Below are 12,827 nucleotides of genomic sequence, written 5' to 3' on the forward strand. Positions count from 1 at the left end.
TAGCGACAAATATTATAACGCCATACACCAATAATCAGATTGATGGCCTAGCAATGAGATGACCAGTCGCAGCCCAAGCCTTTAAAATCTGCCAACAGTAACCATATCAGGATACGAGTAACATTTATTGACGCTTTCCCATCCCTATTAGTGAGCGACTTTCTAGCAACAGCTGCAGCGCTGCAGCTAATCTACTGCTACAATAGGCAAATTAATTTTTATTTTTACACCTTATCTTCCACACATTGATAAATAATAAAACATTGAGACTTTTTATGAATTTGAATACTGTTCCTGAAATTATCGAAGACATTCGCGCTGGAAAGATGGTCATCTTGATGGATGATGAAGATCGCGAAAACGAAGGCGACATTATCATGGCGGCAACCCATGTCCGTCCTGAAGACATCAACTTTATGATTACTCATGCACGTGGACTGGTATGTTTGACCCTTTCGCAAGCACGTTGCCAACAGCTAGCACTGCCGCTAATGTCTGATCGTAACGAGGCAAAATTCAGCACCAACTTTACCGTCTCTATTGAAGCGGCTGAAGGCGTAACGACTGGTATCTCTGCTGCAGATCGTGCGCGTACCATTCAGGCGGCTGTATCATCAGCTGCAAAACCAGAAGACATCGTACAACCTGGGCACATCTTTCCTATTATGGCTCAAAACGGCGGTGTCTTGCACCGTGCTGGCCACACTGAAGCCGGTTGTGATTTAGCACGTCTAGCAGGACTTGAGCCAGCAGCGGTCATTGTAGAGATTATCAACGCTGATGGTACGATGGCACGCCGTGATGATCTTGAGATATTTGCCAAAGAGCATGATCTAAAGATCGGTACCATCGCTGACCTCATCAACTATCGCATCGCTAATGAGCAAACGGTAGAAGAGATTGACACGCATCCTTTTGAGACAGAACATGGCACCTTCACGCTACACCGTTTCCGCGAGTTTGGTGCAGATGAGACTCATATAGCACTGGTCAAGGGTGATGTGAGCGAAGGTGTGAGTACGGTACGTGTTCACGGATTTCATCCGCTGCGTGACTTGTTTGCCGCCAAGAATGACACCACTGGACGTAGCGGCTGGAGCGTACAAGCGGCATTAGAAGAGATCAGTGCTTCAGAGCGTGGGGTCTTGGTATGGATTGGTAGTCATCAGCCGATCGATTTGGGTGACGCGCTTGATAAAGCTTCCGATAATCAATCACTATCGACCATTGCTCAGCAGCCGTATCGTAGTATCGGTGTTGGTGCACAGATTCTGCGCCATTTAGGGGTGCGTGATATGCGCTTGCTGTCATCGCCGATGAAGTTTTACGCTCTATCTGGCTTTGACTTAAACGTTGTGGACTTTGTCCATGCACCCAAATAAAGCTAATATCGAGTTTAAAACTTCCTGTTAGCAAATACAGCATACAAAAAAGGCACGCTCATTTTATTGGCGTGCCTTTTTTTTAACTGCGTTTATAGTCAGCTGAATGTAAAACTGTTATGGAGTTAAACGCGCTACTGGTATAAATTTTACTTGCGTGCTGCGTACCCAGAGGCTGCGCAACTGTACTTCAAAAGATAGCATCCCAGTAGCGTTATGACATTTTTAGAGTGTATCGACGACTATAGACTGCTTCTGACTGTCAGAACTATATTTGAATAATCAAACAGATCTTAATATTAAGACTCAGGCGTGTGACCAAACTCTGCTTCCAAAGCAAACAGTTGCTCGCGCTCAACGGTGGTCCATGGCATTTTTTGTTTGCCATCACTAGCAAAACGTACCAACACCGCATCAGCAGTAGCAACCACTGCTTGCTGCGCCAAGCTATAGTAGCTGTACTCAATGACAATACTGGTATTGCCAAGACGCTGACAACGGACACCAATCAGTAAAATATCAGGATAGACCACTGGACGTAAATACTGACAGCTTGACTGCGCCAGTATGGTCACACTGCCATCAAATGCCCCAATCTTTTGTAAATAAGCGATACGCGCTGATTCAGCATAACGATAATAAACCACGTTATTCAAATGATTGAACGCATCCATCTCACCCCAGTGTATGGCTTGGATATATATCACTGCATAATGTGCAAGCGCTTCTGGGCGGCTTTCACGTGGCAGCTCTGCCGTCAAACTTGATATTTGATTAATAGTAGTCATCATTCACCTTGTTTTATCGTAGATTGGCTATAACGCTGCTGCCATTATCACTATACTCACTCCTATCGAGACTTATCAAGCATTTGTGTCGTCAACAAAGGCGTTGCAGCTGGAGCATTGGCAATCAGCTCATCAAGCCAGACCATGACTTCGGAGATATTATGTGGTGCTTCTTTGGTTAAGCTCTTCTGATGACCAGTCGTGTGCTTATCAGTATCAGTAGAGGGCGTGACAGAATTTGCATGAGCATTATTTTTGGGCAAAGATGTATTTGGCACAAGTACTTGCAGCTGCTTTCGTGCTTGCTGTAGATAACTGGTTAACTGTTCTTTTTCACGCATATTGCTGGCTTGCATCGCCAAGTTTAGCGTCATGATTACTTCATGAATGATGAGCTGCCGATTCGTTACTGTGATCCTTGTAGTGCTATCTCGGCCATCATTTCTAGCATCAATGCTGTTCCCATAATTAGTGCTATGCAAAAACTCTTGAATATCTTGCATCGCAAGGTTTTGTAGCTGCCATGGGCTAGGCTGGTTGCTTTGAGCCTGCAGACGCTCAATGTCTTCGGCCAAGCTTTGTTTGATCACGATGGTTAAAGTCGGTGCAATCTCATTATTGCTTTGCGATAGCTGCCACTGCAAACCTCGTAGCAAATCAATCGCAGCACTATGGTTGTTATCAGCCAGTAGTCTATCGGCTGCCTGTATCTGAATGCGTAATAAGTCCAGCTGGTTTTGTGCTTGACTGCCTGCTTGCGATCTAGGTTCGGGTAGACTTTGCTGACTGATAGCAAAGAGACGATCATCCATCTCATTCAAACGACTGACTACTTGCTCATTGCTGTGCAAACGCTCATTGATTTGATTTTGAAAACGCTGCTGGGAGACATATAACCAAGCCAAAGCGATGATCAATAGCAATATAAACAGCCACTGCAGTCGTGACAATAAGATGCTCGCCTGCCGGCGCTGCTGAACGGCAGCTAGCGTATCAGATGAAGGTTCAAGCTCTGTTGACATAATGCAGCACCGTTATAGATAGTTTTGATTGCTCCTCAAAATGAGCAATCAAATGATAAAGTAGCAAAAATAGTTGTTTATAAAAGCGTCCGCTAGGACAGACGATCACTTTGAATGGCATCTAAAATAGTCGCAGGCGACAAGTCCTCTACACGCCAATGGCGCAGTTGCTTCTCAGCAAGCATATTCGTTAAACGCTCACCTAGTACCACATAATTAAAATCAGACAAGGTCAGCGCAGATGCCTGCTCTAAACCTGAGTCTGATACAGAGGCCTGTGTTTGCGCGACCACGCTTGCCCAATGCTCAAAAGCGGTACCACTACTCACAATGACAACTGGCTTTGACAGTGGTTGCTCTTCATCTCTTGCCGTAAAGCGGCTGTGCCATTGCTGGTAGTTTGCGCTTGCATCGACAGGTAAAGTACGCTCGTACCAAGCGATACTATCAATCTGTACTCCGCGCTCCTTTAGAGTATTCGCCAATAATCGCCGCCCACCAAGCCCGCGCCAAACCAAAAGCTTGTCACCTGCTTGCAGATGTTCAATCTCTGGCATGGCCAGCATACCTTCATTGTTGGCAATAATTGGCTTTAGGACTTGATAGTTAGGGTGTAGCTTGGGATCTTGCAATACTGAAGCTGTCGCCTCTCCTACCGCAATGATGTGGCTGGGTGCTGTGTTAGCGCCAAGCTCATTCGCTATCGTTCCTGATGGTTTATTTGTATCAGCTTGCTGCTTTTCTTGTGCAAGCGCTTGCCACACTGCCAAGCCTGAAGCCGCCGCCGTGGGGCTGACGATGACCAACGCTTGATAATCACCTGCTAGCCAGCGGCGCATCAGCTCGATATCTGCATCACTGACAGCACGGGTTTGCAGTGTCAACATTGGTATATCGACAACCGTCAAACCAGCATTCTGCAAATACTCCGTTAAAGGTGCGGCGCGCTCTACTGGACGGGTATTGATCACCACGGCTGGAGATGATGTTGAGAAGTCCGTTAATTGAGACGATGATGCGCGAGACATAGACATATACTTGCTCGAAACAATGGGTTTGGTTTGTGCCAAACTCAAGAAGCTTGCCTGCGTTTGTTGCTCAACTTTTTGAGTTTGACCATGGATTAAAAAACAGAAGCCATGAAGGTATTCACGACAACTAAGGTCTGTTTATAATTAAGGGTTATAAATTGCTGCCAAGATATCACCTGCACCATCAGCCAACAACATCTTAGCGACATCGATACCCAGCTGATTGGCCTGCTCTTCTTGCTCTGTTTGCGTTCCTGTTAGTGTAATACGCTTGTTAGCTTTTAGCAGTTCGCTGCCATCCGCTTGTCCGACACGGCCGCGCAGCCATAACTGATCACCCGCATCATCGTTGTCAAAATCTGTCGCGTCTGCCGCATGCAGTACTGCATAAGCTGCAATAGGAACCTGGCAGCCACCCTCTAAATGACGGTTCAAAGCACGCTCTGCGATTAGGCGAATACGCGCTTGATTATCATTAAGCGGTGCAAGCAATGCCATTACCTCTGCATCACCTTTACGGCACTCAATTGCCAATGCCCCTTGACCGACTGCGGGCAAGCAGGTGTCGATATCGAGCTCACCACGAATGCGCTCCGTCAGCTCAATACGCTGCAGACCACTGGTCGCTAGGATAATCGCATCATAATCCCCCGCATCGAGCTTTCCTAATCGCGTCCCTACGTTACCGCGCAAGGTTTTTATTTGTAGGTCTGGACGGTAGGCTTTGATTTGACATTGACGACGCAAACTTGAGGTACCAACGACGGCGCCTTCTGGCAACTCATCGATATTACTATAAGTGTTAGACACAAACGCATCTGTTGGCGCGGCGCGTTTGCAATAAACCCCAAGCGTCAGGCCTTCAGGTAGCTGCATCGGTACATCTTTTAATGAATGTACGGCAATATCTGCCTGCTTGTCATACAGCGCCTGCTCAAGCTCTTTGACAAACAAACCCTTACCCCCGATTTTTGCCAGGGGCGTGTCCAAAATCTTATCACCCTTAGTGACAATTTTTAGAAGGTTGATGGTCATCTCTGGATATAACGCTAAAAGTCGGTCACGAATGTGCTCTGCTTGCCATAAAGCAAGAGGACTTTGACGAGTGGCGATGTTTAACGTCTTCAAAGTAGGTTGCTGTGTGGTGCTCATAAGTGGCCTCAATATAATGGGTTCGATATTGTTGATTCAATATTACTGCTGTTAGGACGTCTATAAGACGCAAAAAAAATACCCCTATTTAAGCATAAATAAGGGTCTGATGATATGGCATCTGTGTTTGCATACTTTTTCGTTAAGAGGGTTAATAATTATAATAAGTTGCGAAAGCTGCGGAGTAAGTCGCGAGAGCGGTGGGAACCTTTAATTATTTGAATGTAGAGGTCTGAATAATAAACGCTACTTTTTATCAATATCTACTTTTCAGCGGCCTGTTACATACTTTGTATTTTATCACGCAATGCCGGTAGATGGCGACGGCTAACCGCTAAAGCCTCTTCAATCCCTTTAAAACGAACCTGATACTGTCCTGAGTCTATGGTTTCTAGATAATCTAAATAGCTGAGATTGATAATAGCATTGCGATGAACGCGGAATAAACGCTCGCCAAACTCTTCCTCAAGCTCTTTTAGGGTCTCGTCAATCAGCACGACGCCGTTTTTATGACGGACTTTGACGTACTTTTGATCTGCCGTAAAGTAATAGATATCTTTAAGCTTAATTAACTCAACGCCGCGATGGGTACGCGCAGAAATATGCTCACGTACAGGTCGAGCCGTCGGGTCTTCAAGCTTACGGATTTGGTTTAGCTGAGCCGCATTTAAGTTTTTGGCTTTACTCAGTGCATCCAATAGCTCATCTTTGTTGGCAGGTTTTAATAGATAACCAATAGCATTGGCTTTGAACGCAGTAATAGCATAGTGATCATAAGCCGTGACAAATATAATCGCTGGCGGATGCTCAAGCTCATTGAGTAACTGCGCACAACGCACTCCGTCCATCTCCGGCATGCGTATGTCTAATAAGATAACATCAGGTTGCTGTAGCTTTACCGCAGTAACGGCTTCTGCACCCGTCGTTGCTTGTGCGACCACCTCATATCCTGACTCCTGTACAATCCTGACCAAACGCTCACGAGCGAGTGGTTCATCGTCACAAATGACAATACGCATGTCAACTCCTCTTTTTTAGCATCTTAACGCTATATTAATATTATTAACAATTTTTATCTGACAGTAGGAGGAATTGCATTGCTCACTGATACTTCTCATCCTACGTCTGAAGACCTAATCTGTTGATTCGTTTGCAAATAAAAAATGTTATAAAGTAAAAGTCTTAGTCCATGGGGTATTGTTATTTTCGCCACATTCTACTGTAAACCTAAAATGCATGGTGCTTAAACTAAAAAACATTTGTTTTCTATTTGTTATCTATATATTTGAATTTAAAAAAATACTCAGGCGTCTTGATAGTAACTTATCGCCTTGTGCACATAAAAATTTAAAGATGTTTTAAAAATAAACAGCTACTTTTAGTATGATTACCATGGGTTAGCATTTTTAAAATAGCTACTTAGCTAAGCGATGCAATAAGCATGCCATAGCTAAGAAATAGCTTGAAATTAGGCTTAACAAACGTTACAGGATAAAACTTTTGATTTACAGGTATGAAAGATAAGGCTCAAAGCCCGACGTCATATAGAGGATACTTAATGACCGTGATGATGCGTTCGCTGGTTACCGTACTTTCGATCTCTGAGCTTTCCCCAAAATGGGTTTTTAAGCGCTCAGCTTGCTCATGCAGATCTAGTTGGCGGCGCAAATCATGCGTAATCATCAAGGTCTTGCTGGGTAATTGCACAGTAATGGTGATAGCAACAACGTGCTTTTGCCACGTTACCACAATATCGATATGGATGGTTTCAGTGGTCATCTCAGCCACATTGAGCAGCATTTTTTCGATTACACTTTGTAAGGTTAATGCCGTAATCACCATATCATACATAATATCATCGTCAGGAAGATCCCAACTGACAACCAGCTTATCCGTCAAACGGCTCGACTCAATGGCCAAATAATGCTCACACAGAGCAACCTCTTCTTCAAAGCTAATCTCACGTGGACCATTAAAACTGGCACGAAACAGTGCTGACACATGTTGCAAAAGATCTGCCGCGCGCGGTGGATTAGATTCAATCAGCGATGTCAAGGTGTTGATGGTATTAAATAAAAAATGCGGGGCAATACGCGCTTTGATTAAATAGTTTTGAGCGATGAGTTTGTTTTCAAATGACTGCTTAAGTGCTACTAACTCACGATGTCGATGTAAAAAATATATTAAAAACACTAACGTAAAACCACCAGAAATCACGCCATCAAACAATACATTTAATACAAAAGCGTGATAGTTGTATTCAAGCCAGCCAACGTTGATCATAACCAGCATCACCAAGATCATCATTAACGCAGAGCTGATGATCATGAGCAGTAATATAAACATACTGACTTTAGGGATGCTCATGCGCTTCAGAATAGGACGCAGATAATCAATCAAATATAACGGAGGGATAATCGACAAAATATTTTGAATGACTCGGCTCATAAATTTGAGCAAAAACTCTGACCAAGTTACGAGATCATGACGATCAATAACGGTAACAAACAGCGACCAAAAAACGATATACAGCAGCCACTGCCAAAGCTTCATGACCTCCATGAGTTTGGGAATAAAAAACTCTAAGCGCTCAGCTAGCAAGGCAACCTCATCCTTTGCTATACTTAAGCTCTTATTCTCCTGACTTGTCTTAGACCAATATGAACGCCAACTCTTCAAATTCTAGTAATCCCCAGCCAAATAATCATTCAGGTGCGCTCGATTCTAGCACAAACGCAGCTAAAAACACCGCACAAAATAACCAATCAAGTAGCCAAGGCCAGCAAATGTGGGGTGGACGCTTCAGTGAAGCAACCGATAGCTTCGTTGCCGCATTCACTGCGTCAGTCGGCTTCGATCAACGCTTTGCCCGTCATGATATCGAAGGCTCTATCGCCCACGCTACCATGCTCAAAGAGTGCGAGATTCTGACTAGCGAGGAAGTCGCAACCATTATCGATGGCTTACAGCAAGTGCTCAGCGAGATCGAAGCGGGCGAGTTTAACTGGTCCATTACGCTTGAAGACGTGCATATGAACGTCGAGTCACGCTTGACCGATATCGTCGGCGACGTCGGCAAAAAACTGCATACAGGACGTAGCCGTAATGATCAGGTCGCCACCGATATTCGTCTGTGGTTACGCGAAGAAACTGACAATATCATCGCTCTGTTGGTACGTCTACAAAGCGGCCTGCTTGATTTGGCAGCGCAGCATACCGATACTATCATGCCTGGCTTTACGCACTTGCAAACGGCGCAGCCAGTTAGCTTTGGCCATCATGTGATGGCATGGTTTGAGATGTTATATCGTGATACCGAGCGTCTGGTCGATGCCCGTCGCCGTATCAACCAGATGCCACTTGGTAGCGCTGCCCTTGCGGGTACGACCTTCCCAATTGATCGTACCATTACCGCTGAGCTGCTTGGCTTTGAAGGTATTTGTCAAAACTCACTCGATGCGGTCTCTGATCGTGATTTTGCCATTGAGTTTACTTCAGCGGCCTCTATCTTAATGATGCATTTATCACGCATGAGTGAAGAGATCATCTTGTGGATGTCGGCGCAGTTTAACTTTGTACAGATTCCAGATCGTTTCTGTACTGGCTCATCTATCATGCCGCAAAAGAAAAACCCTGACGTGCCAGAGTTGGTACGTGGTAAAGCGGCGCGTGTCTTTGGACAACTGATGACCTTATTAAGCCTGATGAAGAGCCAACCACTGGCCTACAATAAAGACAACCAAGAAGACAAAGAGCCTCTCTTTGATTGCGTTGACACCTTAACGGGTTCGCTACTCGCTTTTGCTGATATGCTACCAAACATCACGCCAAACATCGATGCCATGCGCGAAGCCACCATGAAAGGCTATGCGACTGCGACCGACTTGGCAGACTATCTGGTTCGCCAAGGTGTGGCATTCCGTGATGCGCATGAAGTGGTCGGTAATGCGGTTGCATTGGGTATTAAAGAAGGCGTTGATTTAAGTGATTTATCACTTGCTCAACTGCAGCAGTTTAGTGACGCGATTGGTGATGATGTGTTTGATTTCTTAACTTTGGAAGGCTCACTTGCCGCCCGTGATCATCTAGGCGGTACTGCACCCAATCAGGTTAAGCTAGCCGTAGCTAACGGTCGTGCGCGTCTAAAAGTGTTTGCATAAGTATCTGATTTACCACTGCATAGTTTATCAAATAAAAACACCCGCCATCCATGCGGGTGTTTTTGTAAGTTTTATCAAGAATGGCAGCTGTTACCGTCTATACACTTGATAGCCTTTGCTAAATCTCCCAAGACCGTTATCATATAGTCAGTTGAAAATAAAACTCTTACATAAATTTAAGCGCGCTACTGATATAAATTTTACTTGCGTGCTGTTATCACAGAGGCTGCGCAAAATTCACCCCAGTAGCGCTATGTTCTTTTTAAAGTGCATCGACTATAGGTTGATATGAATATTCGATTCAGTACCATATCAGTACCATAATAACGACTTAATACCACTAATAAGGAGTACCTCATGACTGAGACTTTTAATCCGCAAGCCAATACAGTTTTTTGCCGCAAATACCAAAAAGACTTGCCAAAAATGCCGCATCCTCCTTTTCCTAACAAAGCAGGACAAGCGCTGCAAGAGACAGTCTCTGAAAAAGCATGGAACGACTGGCTTGAGCTACAAACCATGCTGATTAACGAAAACCATCTGAGCATGATGGATCCTGAAGCCAAAAAGTTTTTGACTGAGCAGCGTAACAAGTTTTTGGACAATGAAGACTACGAACGCCCGCAAGGCTGGACACCTGAGACATAACACACTCCTGTGACAGCTTAAACTAATAAACTTAATACGAGCAAACTTATCGTTTATTAATTATCAATAGATGGCTAGGTTTCATCATAAATTTTTGTTAGTATAAAGCTGATTCACAACACTGACAGACTCGGGGTGCGGTGTATTAAAGGCTCGCTTTACTGAACTTGCTTTATTAAAGTATCTGCCTTTATACATTCGCTGAGAGATCACCCGCCGAACCTGATGCGGTTAGTACCGACGCAGGGAAGTCTTAAGCACTGGCTATACCGATACAAAGGGCGTGCAGAAATGCCTTTATATTACCGTTATTATTTTATGTCGCTTGTTAAGCGCTTAAGGGTGACGGTTAATATTAAGCTGCGTCCACTGATTTTTTAAAACCATCTATTACTAGGGTTAGTAGTAGATGGTTTTTATAAAACTGAGCTTGTATTGATAACCAACGCTTACCCCCGCAGCTACTGGCGGTGTTGCTTTTACTCAAAAACCAACACGCTAGGACAGCATATGACTACTCTAGAAAACAGCTCAAGTACCAACTCTAACTCCACTTTGAGCACTTCTGCTAATATTCATACGCCCGTCAATAATTCTATTGATAATGGGCATAATAGCAAAGCTGACAAAAAAGCGGACGCGCTAAAAACCCCTGCCCACCGTACGTCTACCGACGCCCGTTTTGAAGAAGACGCTCGCGACTTACACCGCATCCTACCCGCCTCGCAAAAAGTCTATATCGAAGGCTCAAGACCCGATATCAAAGTACCAATGCGCAAGATTGAGCTGGCTCCAACGCCTATTCAGAGCTTGGCTGAGGCTGACTGGGAGCAAAACCCGCCATTTTATGTCTACGACACCTCAGGTGTCTATACCGATCCTGATGCCCAAATTGACCTAACCAAAGGTTTACCAAAACTACGCGAAGGCTGGATAGCTGAGCGCGACGATACCGAGCAATTGAGCGGCTTGTCCAGCTCATACGGGCAAGCGCGTGCGCGTGATATCACCACGGCCAATCTACGTTTTGCCCATATTGATAAGCCGCGCCGTGCCAAAAAAGTCAATGGTAAAGCGGGTAATGTCACGCAGATGCACTATGCACGTCGCGGCATCATTACTCCTGAAATGGAATATATCGCCATTCGCGAAACGCAAAAGCAGCATGAGCTGACTGATATGCGTCAGCACGACGGCGAAAGCTTCGGTGCTAATACGCCTACAATAATTACCCCTGAGTTTGTACGCTCTGAGGTCGCGGCTGGACGCGCAATTATTCCCAATAACATTAATCATCCTGAATCCGAGCCGATGATCATCGGGCGCAATTTCTTGGTGAAAATCAATGCCAATATCGGTAACTCGGCGCTCGGTTCTTCTATCGATGAAGAAGTGTCGAAAATGACGTGGGCGACGCGTTGGGGCGCCGATACGATCATGGATTTATCCACGGGCAATCATATCCATGAGACCCGTGAATGGTTGATTCGTAACTCGCCAGTACCCATCGGTACGGTGCCTATTTATCAAGCACTTGAAAAAGTCGATGGCGTAGCAGAAGACCTCACGTGGGAAATATTCCGTGATACGCTGATTGAACAAGCGGAGCAAGGCGTAGATTACTTCACCATTCACGCGGGCGTACTTTTGCGTTATGTGCCTCTAACCGCTAATCGACTCACAGGTATCGTCTCACGTGGAGGCTCAATCATGGCGCAGTGGTGCCTTGCCCATCATAAAGAAAGCTTTTTATACACACATTTTGAAGATATCTGCGAGATTATGAAGCAGTATGATGTGGCTTTTAGCTTAGGTGATGGCTTGCGTCCTGGTTGTTTACAAGATGCCAATGACGAAGCGCAGTTTGGCGAATTGCGTACGCTTGGCGAGCTCACGCAAGTTGCTTGGCAGCACGATGTACAGGTGATGATTGAAGGCCCAGGCCACGTCGCGATGAACCGTATTAAAGAGAATATGGACTTGCAGCTTGAGACTTGTGCAGATGCGCCTTTTTATACGTTGGGGCCATTAACGACAGATATTGCTCCTGGTTATGACCATATTACCAGCGCCATAGGGGCGGCGATGATTGGGTGGTTCGGTACGGCGATGCTTTGCTATGTGACGCCCAAAGAACATCTCGGTCTGCCCAATAAAAAGGACGTCAAAGACGGTATCATCACTTATAAGATTGCCGCTCACGCTGCCGACCTTGCCAAGGGTCATCCGGGTGCACAGGCACGTGATAATGCCTTATCTAAAGCGCGTTTTGAGTTCCGCTGGGATGATCAGTTTAATCTGGCACTCGACCCTGATACGGCGCGTGAATATCACGATGAGACCTTGCCAAAGGACGCGCACAAATCCGCCCACTTTTGCTCCATGTGCGGCCCGAAATTTTGCTCAATGAAAATCACTCAAAACGTGCGCGAATATGCTAAGGGTTTAGAGAGTAAAGTGACGCCAAGTAGCGGTGATCTAAAAGATAATAATCATCGCATCAAGCAAGTTGATACCGAGCTGGTTGGACAAGCCCGAGAAGCGAGCTTAGATGAAGTTCGTCAAGGTATGGCAAAGATGACTGAGAAATATCACTCTGAGGGTCGTCAATTATATAAAGAGGTTTAGGGTAAACTGTTTATTT

General features: G+C 45.2%; 10 protein-coding genes and 1 riboswitch. Of the genes, 4 read left to right on the forward strand and 6 right to left on the reverse strand.

The annotated features are described in order from the left end of the window. Window positions 1-275: 275 nt before the first annotated feature. On the forward strand, window positions 276-1,382 hold the full coding sequence (gene ribBA / locus JMY01_RS12345) for a bifunctional 3,4-dihydroxy-2-butanone-4-phosphate synthase/GTP cyclohydrolase II (RefSeq protein ID WP_201576234.1): 1,107 nt from the start codon (window positions 276-278) through the stop codon (window positions 1,380-1,382). A 299-nt stretch (window positions 1,383-1,681) separates the two neighbouring features. On the opposite strand, the gene JMY01_RS12350 is transcribed toward ribBA, so the two are convergent. From JMY01_RS12350 to JMY01_RS12375, 6 genes are all read right to left on the reverse strand, one after another. Further along, window positions 1,682-2,170, reverse strand: coding sequence for a thioesterase family protein (locus JMY01_RS12350; protein WP_201577639.1), 489 nt, complete (start codon window positions 2,168-2,170; stop codon window positions 1,682-1,684). Window positions 2,171-2,232: 62 nt separating this feature from the next. Further along, window positions 2,233-3,192, reverse strand: a complete 960-nt coding sequence (locus JMY01_RS12355; protein ID WP_201576235.1) for a hypothetical protein — start codon at window positions 3,190-3,192, stop codon at window positions 2,233-2,235. A 92-nt stretch (window positions 3,193-3,284) separates the two neighbouring features. Then, window positions 3,285-4,226: a uroporphyrinogen-III synthase gene (locus JMY01_RS12360; RefSeq protein ID WP_201576236.1), complete on the reverse strand. Its 942-nt coding sequence runs from the start codon at window positions 4,224-4,226 to the stop codon at window positions 3,285-3,287. A 141-nt stretch (window positions 4,227-4,367) separates the two neighbouring features. Continuing rightward, complete coding sequence (gene hemC, locus JMY01_RS12365; RefSeq protein ID WP_201576237.1) at window positions 4,368-5,375, reverse strand: hydroxymethylbilane synthase; 1,008 nt, start codon at window positions 5,373-5,375, stop codon at window positions 4,368-4,370. Window positions 5,376-5,656: 281 nt separating this feature from the next. Beyond that, window positions 5,657-6,394, reverse strand: a complete 738-nt coding sequence (locus JMY01_RS12370) for a LytTR family DNA-binding domain-containing protein (protein WP_201576238.1) — start codon at window positions 6,392-6,394, stop codon at window positions 5,657-5,659. 508 nt (window positions 6,395-6,902) lie between these two features. Further along, the gene (locus JMY01_RS12375; RefSeq protein WP_227677911.1) at window positions 6,903-7,976 is read right to left on the reverse strand and encodes a histidine kinase; all 1,074 of its coding nucleotides are present in this window, start codon (window positions 7,974-7,976) and stop codon (window positions 6,903-6,905) included. Between the two features lie 185 nt (window positions 7,977-8,161). Here JMY01_RS12375 and argH point away from each other — a divergent pair, with 185 nt between their 5' ends. The 3 genes from argH (at window position 8,162) to thiC (ending at window position 12,811) form a co-directional block, all read left to right on the forward strand. Continuing rightward, a complete protein-coding gene (argH, locus tag JMY01_RS12380) occupies window positions 8,162-9,535 on the forward strand; it encodes an argininosuccinate lyase (RefSeq protein ID WP_201577640.1) in 1,374 nt (457 codons plus the stop codon). Between the two features lie 357 nt (window positions 9,536-9,892). After that, a complete protein-coding gene (locus JMY01_RS12385) occupies window positions 9,893-10,183 on the forward strand; it encodes an oxidative damage protection protein (protein ID WP_201576241.1) in 291 nt (96 codons plus the stop codon). Window positions 10,184-10,304: 121 nt separating this feature from the next. Next, window positions 10,305-10,449: riboswitch (TPP riboswitch) on the forward strand. Between the two features lie 244 nt (window positions 10,450-10,693). Further along, on the forward strand, window positions 10,694-12,811 hold the full coding sequence (thiC, locus tag JMY01_RS12390; protein WP_227677913.1) for a phosphomethylpyrimidine synthase ThiC: 2,118 nt from the start codon (window positions 10,694-10,696) through the stop codon (window positions 12,809-12,811). The last annotated feature ends 16 nt before the right edge of the window (window positions 12,812-12,827 follow it).

The sequence above is a fragment of the Psychrobacter sp. H8-1 genome, assembly GCF_904846575.1.
Taxonomy (GTDB): domain Bacteria; phylum Pseudomonadota; class Gammaproteobacteria; order Pseudomonadales; family Moraxellaceae; genus Psychrobacter; species Psychrobacter fulvigenes.